This window comes from Bacillus sp. MMSF_3328 (assembly GCF_030733525.1).
Lineage (GTDB): Bacteria > Bacillota > Bacilli > Bacillales > Cytobacillaceae > Bacillus_AB > Bacillus_AB infantis.
This window is the reverse complement of record NZ_JASHIV010000010.1, coordinates 45,328-69,266: the sequence shown is the minus strand read 5'-3', so window position 1 is coordinate 69,266 and position 23,939 is coordinate 45,328. Positions and strand designations below refer to the sequence as shown.

Here is a 23,939-nt window from a genome sequence, read left to right as displayed (position 1 = left end):
GCAGATCAATTTCTGCCGGGGAGGCAATTATGAAGAAGCTGAACATATTGAATCGATTGATTGATTCCGGAGTGGTAGCGGTTGTCAGGGCCGACTCAAGGGAAGAGGCCGTTAAAATCTCAGAAGCCTGTGTAAAGGGTGGAATTGCCGGGATTGAAATCACTTTTACCATTGATGGAGCTGAAGCTGTTTTAAAGGAATTGTCGGGATATTTTGCAGATGACTCGCGTGCCGTTCTGGGGGCCGGAACTGTCCTGGATGCGGCGACAGCGAGGATTGCCATGCTCGCCGGCGCTGAATTCATCGTCAGTCCTGCCTTTGACAGAGAGACTGCTAAACTGTGCAACCTTTATCAGGTGCCCTATATGCCCGGCTGCATGACGATCACAGAAATGAAGGAAGCGCTGGAATACGGGGCAGATATTATCAAGCTATTCCCTGGCAATGCCTTTGGGCCGGACTTCATTAAAGCGGTCAAGTCACCGCTTCCTCAGGCTAATATCATGCCGACCGGTGGAGTCAGCCTGGAAAATGCGGGGGAATGGATCAGAAACGGCTGTGTGGCAGTAGGGATTGGCGGGAACCTGGCGGCGCCTGCCAAAACAGGAAACTATGAAAAAATTACCGAAATGTCTGCAGAATATATAAAAATTGTCAAAGAAGCAAGGAAAGAGGGGCTGCAATGATGAAGATTGTTACGCTGGGAGAGATTATGCTGCGATTTTCAACAGAAGATGGCGTAAGGCTTTCCCAGGCAGCAGGTCTTACCGTCCACTATGGCGGTGCAGAAGCCAATGTGGCCGTCTCTATGGCCAACTTTGGCTATGAATCATTTTTTGCAGGCAAGGTGCCTGACAATCCTCTAGGCCAAGGGGCAGAAAGGCATTTAAAAGCAAATGGCGTCCGGACAGACTTCCTTTTAAAAGGCGGAGACCGCCTCGGCACCTACTATTTGGAATCAGGGACAGGGGAACGAAGCGCCAAGGTCACCTATGACCGCAAGCATTCGAGCTTCTCAGAACTGGTGCCTGAAGAAGTAGACTTGGACGGCATGCTGCGCGAAGCTACACTTTTTCATGTAAGCGGAATCACACTTGCCCTATCTCCTGAGCTCAGGGAGCTTGCACTCCTCGCTTTCAAGAAAGCTAAGGAATATGGAGTGCTGACAAGCCTTGACTTCAATTACCGCGGAAAGCTCTGGAGCCAGTCAGAAGCCGGGGAAGCCTTAAAGAAACTGCTTCCATATGCAGACATCTGTTCATGCGGGGAATTGGACAGCATCCATCTCTTGGGGATGGAACCTGCAGATAGCTCTCTTTCACAAACGGAAAGGGTGCAAACCTATTATCGTAAACTGGCTGCTTCATATCCCGGCATCCGGTATATCTGCTCTACCTTCCGGAAAATCAAATCAGCCACAAGCAATACGCTTCAGGGGAATCTGTACACTGGAAGCCGGCTTTTTCAGTCTAAAGTCCACCATATAGAGCCTATCGTGGACAGGGTTGGCGGAGGAGATGCCTTTATGGCCGGGATTCTTGCTGGTGTGCTGGAGGGGTGGGATTCTCAGATGACGGCAGATTTCGCAACAGCGGCTTCAGCCCTTAAACACACAGTCCATGGAGACAGCAATTCATTTACAAAGGAAGAAGTTTTAGCTTTGGCGGGAAGTGAACCAGGAAAAATACTCCGCTGAAAATAATGATTGAAAAGGAGAATGCACAATGGAAACACGCTATGCGATTCATCCCAAGGATATGAAAAAGTATACGACCGATGATTTAAGAAGAGAGTTCCTGGTGGAAACACTGTTTGAATCAGGGCAGGTCCGCCTGACATATACACATAATGACCGGATGATCTTTGGCGGTGTTACACCTTCCGAGAATGAACTGACCATCAAGCTGGACAAGGAATTGGGCGTCGATTATTTCCTGGAGCGGCGTGAGCTCGGCATCATCAATATTGGCGGGGACGGCACGGTCATCCTTGATGGCACAGAATATGATATGCGGGCCAGGGACGGATTATATGTTGGAAAAGGGACCAGGGAAGTGCTTTTCCGTTCCAAAAATGCCGCACAGCCAGCCAAATTCTATATCAACTCCACCCCTGCCCATCACCAGTATCCGACGGTCAAAATTGATATCAATGAAATCAAGCCGCTGGAAATGGGTGAGCCGGGCACCTTGAATGAGCGGAAAATCTATCAGTATGTCCATCCAAATGTCTGTGAGAGCTGCCAGCTGCAGATGGGCTTAACGATGCTGTCTGCGGGAAGCGTCTGGAATACGATGCCGTGCCATACCCATGAGCGGAGAATGGAGGTATATCTCTATTTCGATATGGAGGAAGATACCCGTGTGTTCCACTTCATGGGAAGGCCTGATGAAACAAGGCATCTTGTTATGAAGAACGAACAGGCTGCCATCTCCCCGAGCTGGTCCATCCATACCGGCACGGCAACAAGCAATTATACCTTCATCTGGGGAATGTGCGGAGAGAATATCACTTATACCGATATGGACCATGTCAAAATGGAAGAATTGCGATAAGAGACTGATAGAAACGGAGGATTTCGTATGACAGAGGCACTAAGTTCTTTTTCAATGGATATGTTCAGCCTTGCCGGCAAGACTGCAATCGTAACAGGCGGAAACAAAGGCCTTGGCCAGGCATATGCGGCAGCGCTTGCCAAGGCAGGGGCCGACCTGTTTGTCATTTCCAGAAGCGGCGATTGGCAGGAAACTGAGAAATTAATAGAAGAAACAGGGCAGAAGGCGGTATTCTTCCAGGCAGACCTTAGCAATCGAACAAAGATTAAAGAAGCAGTAGACGCCTGTCTGAATGAATACGGAAAAATTGATATCCTTGTCAATAATGCAGGTACGATCCGCCGTGCCCCGCTTCTTGAGTATAAAGAAGAAGACTGGGATGCTGTATTGGAAGTTAATTTGAATTCACTTTATCTGCTCAGCCAGGAGGCAGCAAAAGTAATGGCTGAACAGAAATCCGGGAAAATCATTAATATTGCGAGCATGCTGTCTTTCCAGGGAGGAAAATTCGTCCCTTCCTATACGGCAAGCAAGCATGCAGTGGCAGGTCTGACAAAGGCGTTTGCAAATGAGCTGGCAGAATCCAATATCCAGGTAAACGCGATTGCACCTGGCTATATTGCGACAGATAATACAGCTGCAATCAGGTCTGATGAAAAGAGGAATGCAGAAATTCTTTCACGGATTCCTGCAGGGAAATGGGGGCAGGCTGCCGACCTGATGGGGGCCGTTGTGTTCCTGGCAAGTGACGCTTCCAGCTATATGAACGGACATCTTTTAGCGGTGGATGGAGGCTGGCTCGTACGATAAGAGAATATATGAAAGAAGCCGTACAAGAGTGCGGCTTTCTTATTAGGAGGAGACTAAGATGAACCTTGGAATCAGAGCCCACGATATTGAAAAAGATTCATTGGAAGAGCTGGCAGAAGAAATTGGCCGCAAGGGGTTTTCATGTATTCAGCTTGCTCTGGGAAAATCACTTCCTGCTCTTTATCCATCACCGGGAACCCTTTCGCCGGGTCTTGCCCGTTACATCGCAAAGACATTCGGAGATGCCGGCGTCCAAATTGCCGTACTTGGCTGTTATGTTAATCTCATTCACCCAGACCTGTCAGAGAGGCGAAAAGGACTGGAGAAATTTAAAGAGCATATCCGGTATGCAAGGGATTTTGGCTGCAGCATCGTCGGTACCGAGACTGGAAGTGTTCTTCCTGAAATGGGCTATAGTGAAAGAAATTTTGAGGAAAAGCCCTTTTTGGACGCAGTGGAAAGTGTTGCCGAGCTCGCCCTTGAAGCTGAAAGATTCGGTGTAATTGTCGGTGTAGAAGCAGGGGTGAATCATCCAGTCCACTCAGCTGATAGGCTCAAACGCCTCTTGGACCTTGTAGATTCAAATAATGTCCAGGTCATATTTGATCCCGCTAACCTCATTACGGTTGAAAACTATCATAGGCAGGATGAGCTGTTAGCAGAAGCTATTGAACTTCTTGGGGAAAAGATCGTCATTTTCCATGCAAAAGACTTCGTTGTCGAAGAGGACCAGGTGAAGATCGTCCCGGCAGGACAGGGCCTGTTAAACTATAGCCTGATCTCAAAGCTGCTTAAAGATCGAAAGCCGTATATCCAGGTTCTCATGGAAGGAACAAAAGAACCGGATATTGAAGGATGTGCTGACTATTTAAGAATGAAATTCAGCAGCAGAAGCATTGGAAAAGGTCTCTTAAGGTAAAAATGGTCACTTCCTCCGGGGAGTGTTTTTCGTTCAGCTAAACTGCTTCCTTTCATTCCCAACTCCCCTAATTCTTTATAAAGAATCCATTTTATTGTAAAATAGTAGATAGTTCCTAGCTGCACCGGGAATACCTTCAATATTGAAGAATAAGATGATAAGCGGAAGCTGTTTTTAGGATAGAAGTTTGTGGTTTTTGGAAATAAAAAACAGGGTTGGGGGACTCATGACAAAAAGCAGAAGATGGATGGCAGCTTTGTTGATTGGCAGTTTGGCAGTTTTGGGCGGGTGTGCGGACCAGGCATCCAAAGAGGAGAACCTAAAGGAAAATGTGAATGAACCCGAAAGCCAGCTTCAGAAGGAGAAAGAAAAGCAGGAACAGGAAAAACTGGCTGAAGAAGCAAAAGAACCGGTAGTGGTCCAGGTGATAGATCCGAACACGAAAGCAATCATTAAGACGTTTAAACCCGAGGAAATGGGCTATGAAAATGATCTGGAAAAGTATAAGCAGCAAATCAGCCAATGGGCGAAGGGCCTGGCAAGAGGGACAGATGCAAGTCCCGGCTATGACAAAAGGATGTTCCCTGACCGGATCGATGCGAACGGTGGGATTGTAAAAGGGAATCCAAGGACGATCCTCGAAGAAGCGGAGCTGACCGCAAAGGTGATTGAGGCTTCTGCTGAGGGGGGAAATGTTGAACTGCCGCTCATCGTTTCCGAAAGCGGCTATAAGCCGGAGGACGCTGCCCATTTAAGCGAAGTGGTGGTTGCCTCTTATACAACCAAGTTTAATAGTTCTGTAGCAGGAAGGACTAAGAATATCGAGTTGTCTGCCCAGGCAATTCAAAATGTGATTGTGGGCGTCGACGATTATTTCTCCTTTAACACAACAGTAGGGCCAAGCGATGAGGCACATGGCTATCAGCCGGCTCAGGAGGCTATCAATGGAAAACTGGTCATGGGCATAGGCGGCGGAATCTGCCAGACTTCGTCAACCCTCTTCAATGCAGTCGATCAGGTGGGGGTAGACTATGTAGAGAAGCACCATCATTCTGTTACGGTCGGTTATGTGCCCGTCGGCAGGGATGCCACTGTTTCCTACGGCGGCAAGGATTTCCGATTTCAGAATAAAGCCGGGGCCCCGTTCCTGCTGAAAACTGTCATGGCAAACGGACAGCTGACCGTTGAGGTCCGGACCTCCAAGCAGTATGCAGATGTCATTAAGAAGAGAACTTGATTATTTCTATAAATTGGATGTTATCTCTTCCAAAAATCGGGTAATTATGTAGTAACAATTCACCGAAGAGAGGGATTCATCCATGAAAATCATTGAAAAACTCTGGGACAATATGATAAAAAGCGACTGGACTTACCTGATAGATGAAGAAGAACATATGAATACGCCAGAAGAAGACGAATGAGAAAGAGCTTCCCCTTTGGAGCTCTTTTTTTTTGGAAATCAAGTTGTTTGAATTCCTGTAAATAAAGGTGTACGATTCATTTAACCAAGAATTCTTAAATAAAAATAAGCCAATCTTGTCCGTTTCAAGATGAATAAGAAAAAGGAGGAATTCGTTCATGGCCAAGCAGGTAATCCTGAATGGGAACCGGATTGATGTATACAACTATAAAGAGGAAACACTGGCTGAAAAAGGGGAGCAGGCCATTCATCTCTCTTTTGACTTCAAAGTGAGCCATCAGGAATATCATGATATCACTACCCTGTTATATGATCTGTATTTTGATGTATCGGTGCCTGAGGATGCATTGGAGTTTCGGGGAATGATCGATAAATATTATACCTCTTTAACGAATCTGTACGAGGAAGATGCTATCGGGGAATTCCACCTGGAGCTGAAGGAAACAGACGGGGAAGAGGACTGAAAACAAAAAGCGGGAATCAGAGCGCTGCAGCCTGTTTCCCTTCTTCTTGCCTGATTATTGCGGAGTATTGTCCTGGTCGTATTTTAAATGCAATAGGATTTCATCTTCAAGAAGGGATAATGCCATCCTTACAGCCTTCAGCCGGCTTTTTGAGAACTCCTGGACGGTAATTTGCCGGATCTGTTCCCTGGCCATGGCAACATACCCTTCCTCTCCATCTTTCGTGTTCCCTGCAGGGTAAATGGATATTTCTATCTGCCTGTCCGGGTTATTGATGAATAAACCTCTCCATTCCATAGCATCACCTCTTATGTCTCTACGGTGCTGTTCCATTTTTACCCCCATTTCTCTAATTATAAGCCGTTTTGCTGAATAACAACCGAAAATTAATGAAAACGTTGAGATGATTTGTCCACACTTTTTCCGAAGAATTGAAATATATTGTTAGGGAAGATCTCCTCCGTATATTTCAGTATCTGCTGCTGCAGGTGCTGAGCTGCCGTCTTTATAGACGGGCACCATGAAAGCTGAATGCTTTTATGGTGTTTTTTTTTTGAAATCAAAAGAGCAGCATGTCTCCGGTATTCACTGATCATATCTAAAAAACAGCAAGCCTCCCCTTAGTCTTTATGCTTGTCTTTTTTCCTGTTTGCAGGTTTGCCGAGAAATGACTGCTTGTACATTTGATGTCCAAGCACAGCGACCCCTGCAGCAATAACGCCGTTCAGGATCCCGTTGATGGAAAAGCCAAAGGCAAACGCCCCAAAGCCGACTGACAGCAGCAAAAGAATCCAGATGATGGTCCAGTCAGGAACCCAGGGTGTGTGCTTCAAAGCCAATCCAATGACCCATAGCGCCGGCACAAGCATGATATATTTCTGGTTCAGAAATTGAAGCAAGTCCAAAATAGCCACCTCCTTCATGGTATGCGAATGCCGGTAAGATATGCTGCTAATGGTACATCCTATGCCTGCTGTGATTTTTTGCCTGTTTTATTGCCGTATGCCGTAAGCATCAATAATGAGTGAATCTATAAAAATATTCGGAATATATTGACTATAAGAAGGCGCTTTCATTATGATGTAATTGATACCAGGTGATAAAAGGAGGTTATAGAATTGAATTCGATTTGGCTGGCTGTTATCGGCATGCTTGTTTTTGCGGCAGGCTACAGGTATTACTCAAAATGGGTGGCAGAAAAGATTTACAGACTTGATCCCAACTATGTCACTCCTGCTCATCAATACCAGGATGGGGTTGACTTTGTGCCCACCAATAAATTTGTCCTTTGGGGCCATCATTTTACATCAGTTGCAGGGGCTGCCCCGATTGTGGGTCCCGCTATTGCAGTATATTGGGGGTGGCTGCCTGCCTTTTTGTGGGTCATTCTCGGGACTGTTTTTGCAGCAGGAATCCACGATTTCGGCACACTCGTACTCTCTGTCCGGAATAAAGGGCAGTCAATTGGAACCATCACAAGCAAATTAATAGGCAAAAGAGCAAAAATGATGTTCTTATTCATTATCTTAATTTTAGTCCTTATGGTGAATGCTGTATTTGCCTGGGTTATTTCAAACCTGTTCATCCAGTTTCCTGCGAGCGTCCTGCCAGTGTTCATCGAAATACCCCTCGCCATCTGGATCGGGTATGCCGTATACAAGCGGAAAAAAGAAATGCTTATTCCCTCCATCATTGCCCTCGTTGTCATGTACGGAACCGCCGTACTTGCGAGCATGGTGCCTGCCCTGCAGATCGATTTGCCGAAATACTTTGGCGGAGCGGAAGCTGAGGTCCTTTTTGGCCTTGACGGCGTTGCCATGTCATTTTTTATCTGGATCGTCATTTTAATGGTGTATTGCTATATCGCTTCAATTCTCCCGGTATGGAAGCTGCTGCAGCCTCGGGACTATATCAACTCCCATCAGCTTGTCGTCGGCCTTGTCATCATGTATGCGGGACTTGTATTCCTGCAGCCGAAGGTGACAGCACCTGCTATTAATGCGAGCGCTGCGGACCCTTCCTGGCTGCCGCTATTATTCATCACGATTGCCTGCGGTGCGATTTCAGGCTTTCACGGGCTAGTTTCCTCCGGTACTTCTTCCAAGCAGCTTGATAAAGAAACTGATGCCAGGTTTGTAGGCTACCTTGGGGCAGTAGGGGAAGGGGCACTTGCCTTAATCTCCATCATCGCTGTCATTACCTTATTCGCCTCACAGGGTGACTTCACGGCTGCTTACAGCAGCTTTGCCGCTGCAAGCTCAGGAGGGCTCGGGTCATTCATCAATGGAGCGGCCCAGCTGGCAACCGGCGTCTGGATCCCTGCTGATATTGCAAAGACGATTGTTTCTGTCATTGTCGTCAGTTTTGCTGCGACAACGCTTGATACATCAGTCCGGCTGATGCGCTATATCATTGCGGAAATAGGCGAAGAATACAATTTCAAGCCGCTCACAAAAGCCCATGTCGCCACATCGGCAGCTGTTGTTGCAAGTGCAGCGCTGGTGCTGCTTCCTAAGGGTCCGAATGGATTTGGTTCAGGCGGGTATCTGCTATGGCCGCTCTTCGGAACAAGCAATCAGCTTCTGGCAGGAGTCAGCCTTTTGCTGATCAGCATCTGGCTGAAGCGCCAGGGAAGGAATTTCCTCGTTACTTTTATACCGATGGTTTTTGTATTCATTATGACTCTGTGGGCGATGATCAAGCAGGTTGTATTTGACTGGTCAGGATTAGGTACAGCAGACGCCAATATGCTTCTGTTTATTTTGGGAGGGCTGATCCTTGTGTTTGTTTTCTGGATCATCCTGGAAGCATTTGCAGCTTTCAGGAGGGATGCCCCGCCAGCAGACACAACCCATCATTTCTAAAGCCTGGCCGGCATTGCCGGCCATTGCTTTTTCTGACTGAGAGGAGGCGAAAGTGATGGACTTGCTGTCACAGCTGAAAAAGGCTGCTGCTTTTTATGATGAGGTGCTGAGGCTCCCACATCGGGCCGAAATTGTGAGGGAGCTCAGGGATGAAGAGGATTTATTCATTCTTTTATGCTTCTCGGAAATGGCGGGGCTGCCCAATCCAGCTTTTTATTACACGCTGGAGCTTTATCCGCATATCATCGAGAAATTCCATGAGTGGCATCTCCGGATGGGGATGGAAAAGTCCCCGCTTGACGGAATCCGCTGCTGCTGAAAAGGAGGCTATGAAACTGATACTGGATAAGAAGGTTTATTTTGTCGGAGGAAAAGGGGGAGTAGGGAAAAGCACCTGTTCTGCGGCGCTTGCCCTGCTGCTTTCAGAAAAAGGAAAAAAAGTTCTGCTCGTTTCAACGGATCCTGCCCATAATACTGGGGACCTGTTCCATCTTAAGCCGGGTCAGGGTATCATGAATGTCAGCCAGAACCTCGATATTCTTGAAATTAATTCTGAGAGAGAAGCTAAAAGATATATTGAAGAGGTAAAAGGCAATCTCAAAGGCTTGGTCAAAGCGTCTATGGCTGAAGAGGTATACCGCCAGATCGATTTGGCCGCATCTTCTCCAGGCGCCGATGAAGCGGCCGTATTCGACCGGATCACTTCCCTGCTGCTTGATGAAATGGCCGCCTACGATACCATTGTGTTTGATACTGCCCCGACAGGACATACAATCCGGCTGCTGACACTTCCTGAGCTGATGAGTGCCTGGATAGATGGGCTGCTTCAAAGAAGAAAGAAAAATAACGATAACTTCGCCCAATGGATGAATGACGGGGAACCAGTTGAGGATCCCATATACGAAAAGCTTCTCAGCCGCAAAAATAAGTTTGCCAAAGTGCGGGAAATCCTCTTGGACAGCCAGTCGGCAGCCTGCCTGTTTGTGCTGAATGCCGAGCGCCTTCCAATCCTCGAAACAGAAAAAGCGGTCAAGGTCCTGGCTGGCCATGGACTTCATACGGAGGCAGTCATAGTCAATAAAGTGATACCGGAAGAAGCAGACGGCCGTTTCATGAAGATGAGAAGAGAAAATGAAAATCAGCATCTTAATGAGATCACAAAGGTGTTCTCTGCTATGAAGAATATCCATATTCCCCTGTTTCATCATGATATATCAGAGCCTGCTCATCTAGGCGTGTTTGCCAGGCATTTAAGCTCCGAACTGGTGAAAAGCATAGAATAACAGGAGTGGTTCAAGAGCCACTGGATTTTTTGTAAGCAAGCCTATATGATAGCAATGAAAGGGCTTTGACCTTGATTGGAAAGGGGAGGATTGACCATGAACACACCGATAGGACGCTTTCGCATCATGGGGTTTCTTGAGGGAGGCTCGCTGCTGGTCCTGCTGTTTATCGCGATGCCTTTGAAGTATTTTGCCGGATTTCCGGAAGCCGTTACTGTAGTAGGTTCCCTGCATGGATTTTTGTTTGTTACATACCTGTTCATCATCGCCTATGTGACCTTTAAGGTCCGCTGGTCCTTTATATGGGTCGCAAGTGCATTGGCTGTAGCTTTTATCCCATTCGGCAATTTCGTTTTGGATTCTAGGCTGAGAAAATCGAGATTTGCCTAAAAAGCCGGTAGCCCGGCTTTTTTTGTTTTAAAATTTATAAATTGTAAGTCTTTTGTATAATGATCAATCCTTGATCAACGTCCAGCAGCTTAGGTGCAAAATAGCAATGGGTTATATTCATTAAAGGGGGCTGCTGATTTGCGTTCCAGGCACTTCGCTTTCCGCGGGGCGGCGCTGAGCCTCCTCGTCGTACCTCCTGCGGGGTCTCAGCTTTGCCGCTGCAATCCCGCAGGAGTCTGCGTGCCTTCCACTCCATTCATCAGGGCTTCTAGAATTCGATAGCGATCTCACATATCTTATATTTTTTTAGACTCGCAGACAAATTCATTTTCTTCGACGGCTTCCCCGGCCATTACGCCTGCCTCTATCATTATTTTTGAATTTTGAGATTCCCTCTTCTTAAGCGTTTGAAACTCTCTTTCACACACATCACAGACGAACTTTTTCTGAAAAATTTATCATCACCCATGTCCTTTTCGCCGGCAAATCTATATATAGAAGGTGAAAGGAGGTGATGCACGATGGCACAAACAGTTGCAACAGCTACCAGCCTTCGAATCTACTTCGAAACAGGAATGAACGAAAAAGGCGATCCGATTTACAAGTCCAAGACATTGTCCAATGTAAAAAACTCAGCTACCGCTGACCAGCTTCACCAGGCAGCCCAGGCGTTCGGATCTCTAAGCGAACATCCTGTCAACTCTGTTCAAAGAAACGACAGCTTTGATGTAATCGCCTAATAAAAATGAATCGGGAAAGGAGGTGAGATGATGGCTAAAACACTGGAAATCCAATTTCTCACTGAAAACGGCAAAACCGCATCCCTGACAGTAGATTCACCAAAAGAACCAATCGATACGGCCGCCGTGAAGCAGGCAATGGAAGAGCTGATCGCAGCTGACATATTTACAGGGCCTAGCGGAAAGCTGGTTTCTGTCAAAGGAGCCAGAGTAATTGACCGCAATGTAACTGACTATGAACTAGTGTAATAGAAGCAGGGCCGGTCCCGTCATGGGCCGGCCACTTTCTTTTTTACAACTCTTTGAAGAAGAGACCAAAAGCCTTAGGAGGAGGAACAGTATGGACCAATTAATTCCATTAATCAGCGATGTAGGATTCCCGATTGTTGTCACTTTGTATCTGCTTCACAGGATTGAGGCGAAGCTGGATTCAGTGGTGCAATCCATACAGAATCTGCCCGGCAGTTTAAAGGAAAAAGCCAGGCATGACAGTGCTTCCGGCCTATAATGAAACAGGTGCCAATCCTTGACAGTAAATTGGAATAATGCTACATTTAAATCAGCCGTTCTGCACCGTGATAGATTTGCAAAGCTGCTTGTTCCAGAGGTTAATACTTGCTTGGAGAAGTGAAGATTCGTAAAAGCTATATGCGCTGTAAATGGTGAATTTACACATGGCTGAAGCTGGCCATTAGGAGGATTTTTCTTATGAAAAACGGTAAAGTAAAATGGTTTAATGCAGAAAAAGGTTTTGGTTTCATCGAAGCTGAAGACGGAAACGATGTATTCGTTCACTATTCTGCTATCCAATCAGAAGGTTTTAAATCCCTGGAAGAAGGCCAAGAAGTTTCTTTCGAAGTTGTTGAAGGAGCTCGCGGACCTCAAGCGGCTAACGTTACTAAACTATAATTAGAAATACCATATATCGCAGTTCAGCCTCCGCGGCTGGACTGTTTTTTTATTTAAAAAGCAGGGGCTTCAAGCTGCGCGGCCTTCATCCATATTGGCAAATGCCCTGCAGATCAGAAGGATATCTTTATAAATAGCCTTTTTGACCGGCTTTACATTGCAGCGGCAGTATTCATTCAATAACTCTTTCAATTCATTTAAAAAAATCATTTGTTCTGTCATTTTTTTCTCTGCCTCCATTTTAGTCTTATATTACTACTACTATATACCCATAATGAGTCATTTGAAACCTGCCTAAGTAAATTCAGTCTTTTCTGGAAAAATTTTCTCGGTGAGAAAGTGCGTTTTCTGTTAAAATAAGAGAACAAACATTCTGGATGAAAGCTTCCTATTTTTTCAGAAACCTTCACTATCCTCTTTTTGATATAATGATAGGATTCTGGAATAGAAGCAATAAGGTTAAAAGAGGGGGAGAATCATGAAGTTTATCCATACGGCAGACTGGCATCTGGGCAAGCTTGTCCATGGTGTGTATATGACAGATGATCAGCGGGAGGTGCTGCAGCAGTTTGTCAAACTGGTGGAGGAAGAAAAGCCGGACGCCATTGTTATAGCAGGCGACCTTTATGACCGTTCTGTCCCGCCGACAGATGCTGTACGCCTGCTAGACGAAACCCTGTTTAAGCTTAATATTGATCTTAAAACACCGATTGTGGCGATTTCCGGGAACCATGACAGTGCTGAACGACTGTCTTTCGGCAGCTCGTGGTATCAGCACAGCCAGTTTTATCTGAACGGCAATATTGAAGCCTGCTTTCGTCCTGTACATATAAATGGCGTTAACTTCTACCTGGTGCCTTATGCAGAACCCGGTACTGTCAGACAGCTATTGGGAGACGATTCCATCCACTCCCATCAGGATGCCATGAAGAGCCTTATCGGAAAAATGGAAGAAACAATCAATCCTAATGAACCGAATGTGCTTGTCGGCCATGCCTTCGTGCTGGGAGGACAAACCAGCGATTCTGAAAGGACTTTATCTGTCGGCGGTTCCGGCTGCGTCACTGCGGATCTTTTTGCGCCTTTCTCCTATACGGCGCTCGGCCATCTTCACAGCCCGGACGCCATCAAGCATGATACAGTCAGGTATGCCGGCTCACTGCTGAAGTACTCTTTTTCTGAAGCTAAGCAGAAAAAGTCAGTTTCCATCATTGAGATGAATGATAATGGCTCTTTTGACATCCGCGAACATTCTCTTGCTCCCAAGCAGGATATGCGCGAGGTGGAAGGCTATCTGGAGGAGCTTCTCGATCCATCGTTTGCGGAAGGGCAGAATCATTTGGATTATCTGAAAATCACCCTGCTGGATGACGGCAGCCTCATTGATCCGATGGGCAAACTGCGGCAGTTATATCCGAACGTCCTCCATCTGGACAGAAAAATCGAACAGACCGACCTGAAAAGGAAAATAGCCTTCCAGGCTGTGAAAGAAGAGAAAAAATCCGAACTGGATCTTTTTGAGCAATTTTATAAAGAAATGACAGAAGCTGAATTCACAGAGGATAAAAAGTCAGCGATGGCGGATATCATCCAGTCTGTGCTGAAGGAGGAGGGATTGAAATGAAGCCTTTGAAGCTGGCAATGCAGGCATTCGGGCCTTATGCAGGGACCGAAGAGATTGATTTTTCCTCGCTCGGCAGCAAAACCATGTTCGTAATCTCAGGCAAGACCGGAGCGGGCAAAACCACGATCTTTGACGGCATCAGCTATGCCATTTATGGAAAAGCAAGCGGGGAAGACAGAAATGGCCCCGAGCTTAGAAGCCAATTCGCTGAAAATAATCTGCTGACAGAGGTGTCGCTTCAATTCTCACTCCGAGACCGCACCTACTATATCACACGTTCTCCACAGCAGGAAAAAAAGAAGGAGCGGGGCGAAGGCTTTACAACTATCGGCGCCAGGGCCGAGCTTTATATGTATGATGAAAAAAATGAGAAAGTGCTGCTCGCTGCCAATGTCAGGGATGTGGATGAGAAGATAAAAGAGATCATGCTTATCGACAGCAGCCAATTCCGGCAGATTCTGATGATTCCACAGGGGGAATTCCGCAAGCTGCTCACATCAGACAGCAAAGAAAAAGAGGTTATCCTCCAAAGGCTGTTCCATACGGAGATCTATAAAAAAATCGAAGAAAAGCTCAGGACTGAAGCGACAGAGCTGAAGAAGAGTGTCGAAAAGCAGGCTGACAGGAGAAACCAACTTCTGCATGGAATCCATGCCTCCTATCAGGAAGACCTGATCGTAGCTCTGGAAGAAGATACGCTGAACGACAGCAGAATCCTCCGGCTGCTCGAAAAAGAGATCGAGCTTTTAAACGGGGAAATGGATAAGCTTGTCCATGAGGGCCGTAAGAAGCAGGAGGAAAGGGATTCTCTCCAGCAGAAAATCTATGAGGCAGAAGCAGTCCTGAAGCAGCTGGCTCAAAAAGAGGAGCTCAAGGCGAAAAAAGAAGAGCTGGAAAGCCGGAAGGAATGGTCAGAAGCAAAAGAGCAGGAAATCATCCTCGCTCAAAAGGCGGCAATACTTGAGCAGCAGGAAGAGCTGTGCCATAAGCTGAAGAGTGATTTGGACTCTTGCAAAGCTGAATTTGAACGGCTCGAGAAAAGTACGGAGGCATTATATCAGCTTCTCCAGCAAAAAGAAGCTGCATATCAGCATGAAAAGAACAGGGAAGCTGAAAGAAACGAGTCAGCGGAAGCAGTCTCAAGGCTGCAGGCGATGAAAGAAGATGTCCTCGCCCTGTCCAAAACTAAATCAGAGGCTGAAATACTGAAAAAGAGGCTCGATTCCTCGAGACAAACAATAGAGAATCTTGAAGCAGGCCAGAAGCAGTGGGAGGAAACATTAAAAAGGCTCAATGCTGAGAAAAAAGAGGCCGATGGAAGCCTCCTGCAATCCGTGGAAATGGAGAGGAAGCTTGAAGGCTCCCAATCTCTTCTTGAAAATATCAATAAATATGAGAGTCAGGAACAGAAGCTGGCTGATTCTCTTGAAAAATTGGAACAGCAAAAACAGCTGCTGGAAAAGCAGCAGGCCCGCGCTGAAGATGCCAGGCAGCTGGTGGCAGAGCTTGAGCAGAAATGGCTGCATGGCCAGGCGGCCATACTTGCCGGCAAGCTTCAGGATGGAGAAGCATGCCCTGTATGCGGATCCATGGAGCATCCATTGCCTGCCGTATCCGGCGGCCCGGATTTTCCCGATGAAAAGGATATTGAGGCAGCAAAGAAGCAGCAGCTCTCTTGCGAGGAAGACCGCTCGAAGGCAGAGTCACGCTATTATGAAATCCAGTCGGCAGCCACCAGCCTGAAAGAGTCGATTGCTGAACTTGCTGCCAGAGTGGCAGAACAAAAACCGGGGCTTTCAGAGGATAGCATCACGTCCTATAAACAGGAGCTCCTCTCGGAAAGAAGCAGGATGGAAAGTGAGCTTGCAGGGTTCCGCAGGAAAGCGGCTCAGGCTGACAGGCTTGAGCAGGAAATCAAAAGAGCTGAAAGTGAGAAAAGCAGGCAAGCTGATGAGCTTCGCCAGGCCGCAGCGGACAATCAGGAAGCAGGCATTCTTTTTGCGGAGAAAAATACAGTGCTTTCCAGAATGATGGAAACTGTTCCTGAAAACCTCCGCTCCCGGCAGGCATATGAGGAAGAGCTGCAGGCGGCCAAACAGCATCAGCAAAAACTTACTAAGAGGCTGGAAGAGGCACAGGCTGCCTATACCGATACAAGGGAAAAGCATTCTAATGAGAAGACTCGCCTTGAGGTTGCGGAAAACCAGCTGAAGCAGACCGGCGATAAGCTTTCCGCCGAGCGGGAGCTGTTCCGGGACAGGATGGTCGGGCAGGGCTTTACTGTATACCAGGACTATCATCATGCCAAAAGGAATGAAAGGGAGCTTGAGGGCCTGCAGGCAGAGCTCAGAAGCTATCGGGAAGAACTCCGCTCCGCTGCCGACAGGTACCATGAGCTTACAGAATTACTGAAGGATGTTAAGGAGCCTGATATCCAGGCCCTGAAGGAGCAATTCGGGGAAGTGGACAAGCTGCTGGCTGCACTGCAGGAGCAGTATACCGGCCTGCTCGTGAAAAAGCGGGAAAACGGGGAAATCCACAAAAAGGTCACAGAAATCAACGAAGACATCAAACAGCTTGAGGAGCAGTATCACCTCCTTGGCCATCTGTTTGAGATTTCCAAGGGACAGAATACATTCAGGATTACATTTGAGCGCTATGTGCTTGCAGCTTTCCTTGATGATATCCTGCGGGAAGCAAATGGCAGGCTGGGCAAGATGACGAGCGGCAGATACCGGCTTCTAAGGAAGACGGACCGTTCCAAAGGAAATGTTCAAAGCGGACTTGAGCTGCTCATTTTTGACCAGTACACAGGGCAGGAGCGCCATGTTAAGACATTGTCTGGTGGCGAGAGTTTTAAGGCGGCATTGTCGCTTGCGCTGGGTCTGGCAGAAGTTGTCCAGCAATATGCAGGCGGTGTCTCGCTTGAAACGATGTTCATTGACGAAGGATTCGGGACGCTTGATCCCGAATCACTTGACCAGGCCATAGAAGCACTGATCGACATCCAGAGCACAGGAAGGCTTGTGGGCATCATCTCCCATGTGCCTGAACTGAAGGAGCGCATCGATGTCAGGCTTGAAGTCACCGCAACCCAGCAGGGAAGCAGGACTGAATTCCACTTTTTAAACGGATAAAATGAACGGGGCAGGAATTGGATTCCTGCCCTGTTTGGTTTGCGTTGGGATGTTTGATGATTGGAGCAGGAAGGGCAAGGGTGTTGTTTTATATAGAAAAGTGTAATTGATGAACGAGTGTAAGGGGAAAGAGCCGAGTCATGTATAGAATAGAGAGTAATCGATGCATGAGTGCAATGGAGAGAGCCGACACATGCACAGAATAGAGGGTAATCGATGCATGAGTGCATTAGACTGGGCAGAGTCATGTATAGAATAAAGAATAATCAATGCATGATACCCGTGAGAAAAGCTGCGTCATGCATAGAAAAGAGAGTAATCGATGCATGAGACTCGCGAGAAAAGCTCCATCATGCATAGAATAGAGCACAATCAATGCATGAGTCCCCTGAAAAGAGCCAAGCCACGCATAGAATAAAACAAAATCAATGCACCAATATCGTAAGGAAATCCAATCATGCATAGAAAGAATCCAAATCAAAGCAAGATCCACGTACAAATCCCCAACTGTATTGAAAAAGCCAAATTCCATCAATTCCAACCACATCATCCTCTCCATATCAAAAAAACATCCTGCAGCACATGCCGCAGGATGTTTTTCCCATTCTACTTGCTCTCAGCCGGCACTTTCTTAAATCCAAGATAAAGCATCGGCACAATGATTACAGTAAGGATAACTGAGAACAGTATCCCTGAAATGATCGTTATGGCCAGCGGTGTAAAGAGGGCATCTCCGCTGACTGCAACTGGTATCAGCGCCACGATGGATGTTAAAGCAGTCAGAAGGATCGGCCTCAGTCTCACACGGCCGGCTTCCACTACAGCATCCTTAATGGCCATTCCTTCACGCAGGCCCTGTTCCATAAATTCGATCAGGACGACAGAGTTGCGGACAACGATTCCCGTCAGTGAAACCATTCCCATGACAGCGAGGAAAGAAATCGGCGTCTGTGTAACGAACAGGCCGAGGATGCTGCCGGCAATTGCCAGGTAAACGGCTGTCAGAACCAGGAACGGAAGGCCCAGTGAATTGAATTGGAAGGCGATCAGCAGATACACCAGGAAGATGACAATGATGAACAGAACGGTGATTTCGGCAAAGAAGTCATTTTGCGCCTGGTTCTCTCCGCCTAATTGGATGCTGTAATCATTGCTGTCCAAAGCTTCCCGCTCTTCCTCTACGATTTTCTGGACATTCTCCTTGAAGCCTTCCTCCTCTTTAGGGAAGGCCCTTATGGTAATCGCCCGGTCTCCATCCTGGTGGGGGATGCGCTGAATTTCTTCAGTCCTTTCCTCAGCCACAAGCTCTGAGACAGGAACAAGTTCCGGCGGCCCGGCCTGTGTGCTGCCGGCAGCCGGAATCTCGAGTTCTTCAAGGTTCAGGGGTTCTTCAGGGTCCCCAAGTATGATATTCATATCGCGCTTAGATACACCATTATCAAATGCCTGCAGCGGAATGCCTTCAGTTGCAAGGCTGATCTGTTCGCTGATCTGATTGATGGTAATGCCGTATTCTTCTAATTTGGCACGGTCAGGGACATATTTTACAGCCGGCTCTGGAGTTCCGATATTGTCGACTACAAAGTCTGCCCCAGCGTCTTCTATTTTCCCGGACAGTGTATCCCTGAGCTCAAGGAGCCTTTCTATTTCAGGCCCCTTTACCGTGACTGTGACAGGGGCGCCTGCAGGAGGGCCCTGCTGGATGGTTTCCATGAATATTTCAGCATCTGGATATTTTTCCCTCAGAACAGATGACCAGTCGTCAATAAGCCCCTGGGCAGTCTGGTTCTTGCGGTCAACCCTTGCGACGATCTGCCCCGTATTCTCTCCGGTTGCCTGCAGGGAGCTGTTGAAAAGGTTAGGCAGGCCGGTTCCGGCAAATACGCTTGTTTCCTTGACGCCAGGGTCAGTCAGCAGCATTTCTTCAATGTCCCTAAGCTGCCCGGCTGTGTCCTCGAGGGTCACACCGATTGGGAGTGTAACGTCAATGGTCACCTCTTCACGGTCGGCGGCTGGGAAGAACTCAAAGGGAGTCAGTACAGCGAGCCCAAAGATCGCCGTTGTAAAAATTAAGCCAAGAAAACCGACAAGCTTCGGCCTTTTGGAAAATGGCTTAAGGATTTTGTCTGCATAAATATCTGCCATTAGATTGAGCGGCCTCCCGAGCAGCCCGGGAGCGTCAGAAACTTTTTTGCTCGTTTTCCGGTAAAGCATAAAGCGCATCATTGGCACGAATATCAATGCGACGAGTGTTGATGCCAAAATGGTCGTTATTAAAACGGTCGGCAAAGCTCGTATGAAAGCCCCGTTCCCCCCGGAAAGAAAGACGAGTGGAAGGAAGGTGAAAACAATCGCCAGCGATGATGTGACGATGGAAACCCAAATCTCCTTTGTGCCATTGATTGCGCCAAGCATCGCCCCTTCACCCATTTTATAGCGCCTTTGGATATTATCATTGACGACGATACTGTCATCAACAAGGATACCTAGCGCGATGATCGCCCCGATGACGGAAATCTGGTTCAAGTCGACATCGGCGAACGGAAGGGGGATCAGCCCCATCAATACGGAAATCGGGACAGCGAGTGCAACGACGAATGCCCCTGAGGCGGTCAGTCCAAGAGCCGTAGTCAGGATGACTGCCGCAACTGATATGGCAAGAGACAAATAGAGGCCGTCAAAAATATCGGATACCTGATCTGCCTGTGAATAATATGGCTGAAGTTCAATATCGTCAGGCAGTCCTTTTCCCAAATCTTCGACCAGGCTGCTGACTGATTCGTCAACGGAGGGGATATCCTGTCCTGCTTCGACAAAGGCAGTAAAAGATATAGAAGGCTTTCCATCAATAGTGACAATATCCTCCGTTTCCTGCTGCACGACTTCAGCTTTTCCGATGTCGCCAAGCAAAACGGATTCACCCTGCGGCGATTTGCCGACAAATAATTTTTCCATATCCTCAACAGAGCTGTAATGCTCTAATGTAAGCTGCACGATTTCCTGATCCATTTCCTGCTTTCCTAATGGTGCAGGATAGAATTCATCATTGATGCTGCTGATTACATCCGGCAGAATAATGCCTTTCTCCTTCAGCAGCTCGGGATCCAGCTCAATAGAAATTTTCTCGTCAGGCAGGCCTTTGATTACAGCGCCCGAAATCCCAGGTACAGATTCAACCTCTTCTTTCCAGCGTGAAAGTTCGTCCTGAAGAGCAAAAAGGCTTTCACTGTCGCTGCCCGTCAAATGGTAAGATACAATTGGCATCTTGACATTTGCTTCACTGATTTCCGGTTCAAAGGCTTCTTCCGGGAAAGAAGCTGTAAGGTCAGAGATAGCCTGGCGCACATTGCCGAACACTTCTTTTTTGTCTTCTCCGTCGGCAACCGTTACGATAATAGAAGAAAAGCCTGCGCTTGAGGATGAGCTTAGTTCCTCGATTCCCTCAATGGACTGCAGCTTTGTTTCTATCGGGTTGGTAATATTTCTTTCCACACTATCGACCGTTGCTCCAGGATAGACGGTGCTGACCGTTCCGATATTGATGGAAGTCTCGGGAATTTCCCTTTGCGGAAGCTGAAGAAAAGTGAAGACGCCAACGATAATAAATAATAAGAACAAAATGATAAAGATTTTGGATCTCTTTAGTATCCATTCAAGCATAATGCATTCCTCCTGAGGTTTGACTGGTCGGTCAAATTTTGTTTAATGTAAAATGAAATCTAATATTATCAAGGGGAAAACTCTTGACTACATGGTCATTTTTGCATGACTCCATTTAAATAGTCAAGAATGAATGTGTTTATAGAATGTGCTGGCATAAAGATATGAGGTGTGATGATGAACAAACGCGAAGCGATTTTAGAAACAGCTGTTGAACTTTTTGCTGAAAAAGGGTACAGCCAGACATCCATGCAGGAAATTGCGGACGGTGTAGGGATTGCAAAAGGATCACTGTATTCTTTTTTTTCATCAAAGGAAGATCTGATTATTTCCATTTATGAGCATTACCAGCAGCTCGTCTTTGAAAGAGTCCTTGTCATCGGACTGGATGGGGACTTGGAGCCTAAGCATAAGCTGGAGAAGCAGTTCAGTGCCCAGTTTGAAGGGATTCTGGAATATAAGGCTTACATGAAGATGCAGATGAGGGGAGAGACGGCTGTTAACAGCGAAAAGATTGCAGGGATGGAGCACAGGATGAGGGGAAGATTGTTTTCCTGGCTTCAAAAAAGCCTGCTGGAGCTGTATGGGGAAAGAATCAGGACTTATCAATGGGATCTGCTGTTCATGATTCAATCAATCTATCGGACATATATGATGCTGATGGTGTCTGACCAGGCAAAGATCGAACCGGATGAGATCGGCGTCCATTTAGTCCGGCAGCTTGATGCGGTGGCGAATGATTTTCTTGAAAAGGGCGGATATCCGGTTCTTACGGATGAAATGATGAAGCATTTTGTCGTTCATATGGATAAGGAAGGCGCTTTTGTATCATTTGAAAAAAGGGAACAGGCATGGAAGGATCTTTATCAAAAGCTGAACAGTCTGGAACCGCAGAAATCTTCATGGTTAAAAGAGATCGCAAACCGGATTTCCGAAGAAACCAAAAAATCCAATCCTGAACAAATCATCCTGGAAGGGCTGTTTGCTTTGCTGAAGGGTGAGGAAGATATCCGGAAGGAAGCCAAGGAACTGGAAAGGGAAATCCTGAATGACTGACTGTGGAAGTGAATACAGGCAGTCAACACTGTTCTGCCATACAGTGCCTTTTCATGGTAAAATGGTGGCAGAAGATTCAAATAACAGGGAGTTGGAAAGATGAAGAAAGCAGCACTTTCGTGGAGCGGAGGCAAGGACGGCTGCATGGCTCTTGATCTAATGGTCAAGAAAGGGATAAAGGTTGAGTGCCTTCTGACAACAGTCCCTAAAGAGCTGGGAAGGACTTTTGGACATGGTGAGAAGCAGGAGCTTATATCCCTTCAGGGGGAAGCTCTCGGGATTCCGGTCCGCTTCATAGAATGCACGTTTGACGGATATACGGATTCCTTTGTCGCGGCTTTAAAAGAGGCAAAAAAGGAATACGGACTTGATGCGATTGCGTTTGGGGATCTTTATTTAGATGAGCACAGAGATTGGGGCGAAAAGGCGGCGGCAGCGGCAGGCCTGGAAGCATCCTATCCCTTATGGATGAAAAAAGAGGAAGCGCCATCAGCCCTGGAAGCATTCACGGATTCTGGATACAAGGCTAAAGTGATCAGGGTAAGAGATGAGATTCTTGCTACTGAGTGGCTTGGCCGCGAAGTGGATGCATCCTTTGCCAGGGATATTAAAGATACAGCCAGCTGTCCGATGGGTGAAGCAGGGGAATATCATACTTTTGTCTATGACGGCCCTCTATTCCGTAAAAAAGTCAGCTTTGACACTGGAGAAATTATTCAGCTGGAGACAACCAAGCGGCTTGAGCTTGAAAACTTCACTTTAAAAGAAAAAGCTTAATACATAAGTAAGGAGGATCCCCCTGTGGCAGAGCTATTCGGGCAAAATTCGGATCTCTATCCTTTTGCGGCTTTTTCGGCAGGCCATTGGACCATGCTGTTTGTGTTTGCGGCAGGCTCTTTTGCTTTATACTATTACCGGCAGTTTTTCGCAGCAAATGAATTAGCGGTCAGATGGACGTTCTTTTCAGGCTTATTCATCCTGGAGTCGCTTTATCACTATTGGCTGTATCGTGCAGGAATATGGGATGTTTCATTCACACTGCCGCTTCAGCTGTGCTCCATCAGCCTGATTCTTTGCCTGATCCTTCTCGCATCAGGATCAAGACTCGTTTTTAACATTGTTTATTTTATCGGGATAGCAGGTGCCTTAATGGCGGTGCTGACGCCAGAATTATTTTTTGGCTATCCGCATTTTCGTTATTTCCAATTTTTCATCACTCATATACTGATCATATGGACCTGCCTTTTCTATGTATTTGCAAAGGGCTTTGCACCTGATCATAAAGGGATGTGGCTGAGTTTCCTGTTCCTTAATTTATCTGCAGGCATTGCATACCTGGCCAATAAATGGACCGGGGGAAATTATATGTTTCTTGCCTATAAGCCTTCCAATGGCTCGCTGATTGATTTTCTGGGGCCTTATCCATTTTATATCCTGTCCCTTGAAGGGATTGCACTTTTCTTATTTTATGTGCTGCTTGCTCCGTTTGGTTTTCGGAAGAGAAAGTAAAAGAAAAGCCCTGCCTCTGGCAGGGTTTTAATTTTGGCTCTTTTGGTAAGAGCGTTGTTAAGGAAGAGAGGAAGGAATGATTTTGCAAAAAGTCTTAACCTTATTTGAGTGAGTGACCAGCAGGCCATTAAATAAGCGGAGAATTTTCGGTTAAGCTGTTGAAAATGGCACTAGTGGGTGTAAATAAAGGGAGAATTTCCGCTTAAACGAAACGCAGTAGCCCATTTTCCAGTTTTTTGAGTTGATAGCCGGAATTTCTCCGTCTATTTGAGCTATTTTTAGATGTTTTTCGAAATTAGGGGGAATTTCTCCGTTTATTTTTACCCTGTCCCGGACTTCCTCTTCTAGTCTGCTCTTTTATGTCAGTACGGGGGAATGACCCATCAACTAGCTTAATGAACAAACGGGAGTTATTTCGTAATAAGAAATACAGTCATTCCATCATAGCAGTGGCGGATTTTTATACCTCATGCAGGAAGGGTATGGTAGTTGAATGTTAGCAAGCACGAGCAGCATCCGCCTCCTGGAAGAGTATTTTAGCACCTTTTTTAAGGGTGGCAAAATATGCTATTTACGGCAGGCTGACTGCACATGCCGGG

24 protein-coding genes are annotated in these 23,939 nt (G+C 46.8%); 20 read left to right on the top strand and 4 right to left on the bottom strand.

What is annotated here, in order from left to right:
- Positions 1-29 precede the first annotated feature (29 nt).
- The 7 genes from RBB45_RS16400 (at position 30) to RBB45_RS16370 (ending at position 6,168) form a co-directional block, all read left to right on the top strand.
- The gene (locus tag RBB45_RS16400; RefSeq protein WP_306009964.1) at positions 30-686 is read left to right on the top strand and encodes a bifunctional 4-hydroxy-2-oxoglutarate aldolase/2-dehydro-3-deoxy-phosphogluconate aldolase; all 657 of its coding nucleotides are present in this window, start codon (positions 30-32) and stop codon (positions 684-686) included.
- Positions 683-1,696 (top strand): sugar kinase, encoded by a 1,014-nt coding sequence (locus tag RBB45_RS16395; RefSeq protein ID WP_009791041.1) that lies wholly within the window; start codon positions 683-685, stop codon positions 1,694-1,696. Before RBB45_RS16400 ends, RBB45_RS16395 begins: the two co-directional genes overlap by 4 nt.
- Before the next feature lie 28 nt (positions 1,697-1,724).
- Positions 1,725-2,555, top strand: coding sequence for a 5-dehydro-4-deoxy-D-glucuronate isomerase (gene kduI, locus RBB45_RS16390; RefSeq protein ID WP_306009963.1), 831 nt, complete (start codon positions 1,725-1,727; stop codon positions 2,553-2,555).
- A gap of 27 nt (positions 2,556-2,582) precedes the next feature.
- Entirely contained in the window at positions 2,583-3,365 is a 783-nt protein-coding gene (gene kduD / locus RBB45_RS16385) for a 2-dehydro-3-deoxy-D-gluconate 5-dehydrogenase KduD (protein WP_022543774.1), read from the top strand.
- A 58-nt stretch (positions 3,366-3,423) separates the two neighbouring features.
- Entirely contained in the window at positions 3,424-4,284 is an 861-nt protein-coding gene (locus tag RBB45_RS16380) for a sugar phosphate isomerase/epimerase family protein (RefSeq protein ID WP_224951805.1), read from the top strand.
- A gap of 226 nt (positions 4,285-4,510) precedes the next feature.
- Entirely contained in the window at positions 4,511-5,521 is a 1,011-nt protein-coding gene (locus RBB45_RS16375) for a VanW family protein (protein WP_224951806.1), read from the top strand.
- Between the two features lie 341 nt (positions 5,522-5,862).
- Positions 5,863-6,168: a DUF3219 family protein gene (locus tag RBB45_RS16370; RefSeq protein ID WP_101547593.1), complete on the top strand. Its 306-nt coding sequence runs from the start codon at positions 5,863-5,865 to the stop codon at positions 6,166-6,168.
- A gap of 54 nt (positions 6,169-6,222) precedes the next feature.
- Here RBB45_RS16370 and RBB45_RS16365 read toward each other — a convergent pair whose 3' ends face one another.
- Together RBB45_RS16365 and RBB45_RS16360 are read right to left on the bottom strand one after the other, a co-directional pair.
- Entirely contained in the window at positions 6,223-6,465 is a 243-nt protein-coding gene (locus RBB45_RS16365; RefSeq protein ID WP_094767328.1) for a hypothetical protein, read from the bottom strand.
- Between the two features lie 323 nt (positions 6,466-6,788).
- On the bottom strand, positions 6,789-7,082 hold the full coding sequence (locus RBB45_RS16360; protein ID WP_371931605.1) for a phage holin family protein: 294 nt from the start codon (positions 7,080-7,082) through the stop codon (positions 6,789-6,791).
- A 204-nt stretch (positions 7,083-7,286) separates the two neighbouring features.
- Here RBB45_RS16360 and RBB45_RS16355 point away from each other — a divergent pair, with 204 nt between their 5' ends.
- The 8 genes from RBB45_RS16355 to RBB45_RS16320 all read left to right on the top strand — a co-directional run bounded on the left by RBB45_RS16355 (position 7,287) and on the right by RBB45_RS16320 (position 12,354).
- Positions 7,287-9,032 (top strand): carbon starvation CstA family protein, encoded by a 1,746-nt coding sequence (locus RBB45_RS16355; RefSeq protein WP_224951807.1) that lies wholly within the window; start codon positions 7,287-7,289, stop codon positions 9,030-9,032.
- Positions 9,033-9,087: 55 nt separating this feature from the next.
- The gene (locus RBB45_RS16350; RefSeq protein ID WP_009791053.1) at positions 9,088-9,351 is read left to right on the top strand and encodes a cory-CC-star protein; all 264 of its coding nucleotides are present in this window, start codon (positions 9,088-9,090) and stop codon (positions 9,349-9,351) included.
- A 10-nt stretch (positions 9,352-9,361) separates the two neighbouring features.
- A complete protein-coding gene (locus RBB45_RS16345; RefSeq protein ID WP_306009962.1) occupies positions 9,362-10,315 on the top strand; it encodes an ArsA family ATPase in 954 nt (317 codons plus the stop codon).
- Positions 10,316-10,411: 96 nt separating this feature from the next.
- Complete coding sequence (locus tag RBB45_RS16340; RefSeq protein WP_022543779.1) at positions 10,412-10,705, top strand: DUF3817 domain-containing protein; 294 nt, start codon at positions 10,412-10,414, stop codon at positions 10,703-10,705.
- 521 nt (positions 10,706-11,226) lie between these two features.
- Complete coding sequence (locus RBB45_RS16335; protein WP_094767325.1) at positions 11,227-11,445, top strand: DUF1659 domain-containing protein; 219 nt, start codon at positions 11,227-11,229, stop codon at positions 11,443-11,445.
- A gap of 30 nt (positions 11,446-11,475) precedes the next feature.
- Positions 11,476-11,694, top strand: a complete 219-nt coding sequence (locus RBB45_RS16330) for a DUF2922 domain-containing protein (protein ID WP_094767324.1) — start codon at positions 11,476-11,478, stop codon at positions 11,692-11,694.
- Between the two features lie 91 nt (positions 11,695-11,785).
- Entirely contained in the window at positions 11,786-11,953 is a 168-nt protein-coding gene (locus RBB45_RS16325; RefSeq protein ID WP_022543781.1) for a YvrJ family protein, read from the top strand.
- 200 nt (positions 11,954-12,153) lie between these two features.
- The gene (locus RBB45_RS16320) at positions 12,154-12,354 is read left to right on the top strand and encodes a cold-shock protein (RefSeq protein WP_009791059.1); all 201 of its coding nucleotides are present in this window, start codon (positions 12,154-12,156) and stop codon (positions 12,352-12,354) included.
- A gap of 69 nt (positions 12,355-12,423) precedes the next feature.
- Here RBB45_RS16320 and RBB45_RS16315 read toward each other — a convergent pair whose 3' ends face one another.
- Positions 12,424-12,576, bottom strand: a complete 153-nt coding sequence (locus tag RBB45_RS16315; protein ID WP_009791060.1) for a hypothetical protein — start codon at positions 12,574-12,576, stop codon at positions 12,424-12,426.
- 256 nt (positions 12,577-12,832) lie between these two features.
- Between RBB45_RS16315 and RBB45_RS16310 the strand changes: the two genes are divergently transcribed.
- Both RBB45_RS16310 and RBB45_RS16305 read left to right on the top strand, forming a co-directional pair.
- On the top strand, positions 12,833-13,978 hold the full coding sequence (locus RBB45_RS16310; protein ID WP_306009961.1) for an exonuclease SbcCD subunit D: 1,146 nt from the start codon (positions 12,833-12,835) through the stop codon (positions 13,976-13,978).
- Positions 13,975-17,115, top strand: a complete 3,141-nt coding sequence (locus RBB45_RS16305) for an SbcC/MukB-like Walker B domain-containing protein (RefSeq protein WP_306009960.1) — start codon at positions 13,975-13,977, stop codon at positions 17,113-17,115. Before RBB45_RS16310 ends, RBB45_RS16305 begins: the two co-directional genes overlap by 4 nt.
- A 606-nt stretch (positions 17,116-17,721) precedes the next feature.
- On the opposite strand, the gene RBB45_RS16300 is transcribed toward RBB45_RS16305, so the two are convergent.
- Positions 17,722-20,775 carry an efflux RND transporter permease subunit gene (locus RBB45_RS16300; protein WP_306009959.1) on the bottom strand — a complete coding sequence of 1,018 codons (3,054 nt, stop codon included), beginning with the start codon at positions 20,773-20,775 and terminating at the stop codon, positions 17,722-17,724.
- Between the two features lie 174 nt (positions 20,776-20,949).
- Between RBB45_RS16300 and RBB45_RS16295 the strand changes: the two genes are divergently transcribed.
- From RBB45_RS16295 to RBB45_RS16285, 3 genes are all read left to right on the top strand, one after another.
- The gene (locus tag RBB45_RS16295) at positions 20,950-21,831 is read left to right on the top strand and encodes a TetR/AcrR family transcriptional regulator (RefSeq protein WP_101547599.1); all 882 of its coding nucleotides are present in this window, start codon (positions 20,950-20,952) and stop codon (positions 21,829-21,831) included.
- A 99-nt stretch (positions 21,832-21,930) separates the two neighbouring features.
- Positions 21,931-22,608, top strand: a complete 678-nt coding sequence (locus RBB45_RS16290; RefSeq protein ID WP_306009958.1) for a Dph6-related ATP pyrophosphatase — start codon at positions 21,931-21,933, stop codon at positions 22,606-22,608.
- Positions 22,609-22,632: 24 nt separating this feature from the next.
- Positions 22,633-23,340 (top strand): YwaF family protein, encoded by a 708-nt coding sequence (locus tag RBB45_RS16285; RefSeq protein WP_148949600.1) that lies wholly within the window; start codon positions 22,633-22,635, stop codon positions 23,338-23,340.
- Positions 23,341-23,939: the final 599 nt, after the last annotated feature.

Coding starts and splice junctions, on each gene's coding strand:
- RBB45_RS16295 (WP_101547599.1), top strand. CDS start 20,950: ATGATGAACAAACGCGAAGCGATTTTAGAAACAGCTGTTGAACTTTTT.
- RBB45_RS16365 (WP_094767328.1), bottom strand. CDS start 6,465: ATGGAATGGAGAGGTTTATTCATCAATAACCCGGACAGGCAGATAGAA.
- RBB45_RS16310 (WP_306009961.1), top strand. CDS start 12,833: ATGAAGTTTATCCATACGGCAGACTGGCATCTGGGCAAGCTTGTCCAT.
- RBB45_RS16350 (WP_009791053.1), top strand. CDS start 9,088: ATGGACTTGCTGTCACAGCTGAAAAAGGCTGCTGCTTTTTATGATGAG.
- RBB45_RS16395 (WP_009791041.1), top strand. CDS start 683: ATGATGAAGATTGTTACGCTGGGAGAGATTATGCTGCGATTTTCAACA.
- RBB45_RS16300 (WP_306009959.1), bottom strand. CDS start 20,775: ATGCTTGAATGGATACTAAAGAGATCCAAAATCTTTATCATTTTGTTC.
- RBB45_RS16380 (WP_224951805.1), top strand. CDS start 3,424: ATGAACCTTGGAATCAGAGCCCACGATATTGAAAAAGATTCATTGGAA.
- kduI (WP_306009963.1), top strand. CDS start 1,725: ATGGAAACACGCTATGCGATTCATCCCAAGGATATGAAAAAGTATACG.
- RBB45_RS16290 (WP_306009958.1), top strand. CDS start 21,931: ATGAAGAAAGCAGCACTTTCGTGGAGCGGAGGCAAGGACGGCTGCATG.
- RBB45_RS16320 (WP_009791059.1), top strand. CDS start 12,154: ATGAAAAACGGTAAAGTAAAATGGTTTAATGCAGAAAAAGGTTTTGGT.
- RBB45_RS16335 (WP_094767325.1), top strand. CDS start 11,227: ATGGCACAAACAGTTGCAACAGCTACCAGCCTTCGAATCTACTTCGAA.
- RBB45_RS16325 (WP_022543781.1), top strand. CDS start 11,786: ATGGACCAATTAATTCCATTAATCAGCGATGTAGGATTCCCGATTGTT.
- RBB45_RS16330 (WP_094767324.1), top strand. CDS start 11,476: ATGGCTAAAACACTGGAAATCCAATTTCTCACTGAAAACGGCAAAACC.
- RBB45_RS16315 (WP_009791060.1), bottom strand. CDS start 12,576: ATGACAGAACAAATGATTTTTTTAAATGAATTGAAAGAGTTATTGAAT.
- RBB45_RS16375 (WP_224951806.1), top strand. CDS start 4,511: ATGACAAAAAGCAGAAGATGGATGGCAGCTTTGTTGATTGGCAGTTTG.
- RBB45_RS16400 (WP_306009964.1), top strand. CDS start 30: ATGAAGAAGCTGAACATATTGAATCGATTGATTGATTCCGGAGTGGTA.
- RBB45_RS16340 (WP_022543779.1), top strand. CDS start 10,412: ATGAACACACCGATAGGACGCTTTCGCATCATGGGGTTTCTTGAGGGA.
- RBB45_RS16305 (WP_306009960.1), top strand. CDS start 13,975: ATGAAGCCTTTGAAGCTGGCAATGCAGGCATTCGGGCCTTATGCAGGG.
- RBB45_RS16370 (WP_101547593.1), top strand. CDS start 5,863: ATGGCCAAGCAGGTAATCCTGAATGGGAACCGGATTGATGTATACAAC.
- kduD (WP_022543774.1), top strand. CDS start 2,583: ATGACAGAGGCACTAAGTTCTTTTTCAATGGATATGTTCAGCCTTGCC.
- RBB45_RS16345 (WP_306009962.1), top strand. CDS start 9,362: ATGAAACTGATACTGGATAAGAAGGTTTATTTTGTCGGAGGAAAAGGG.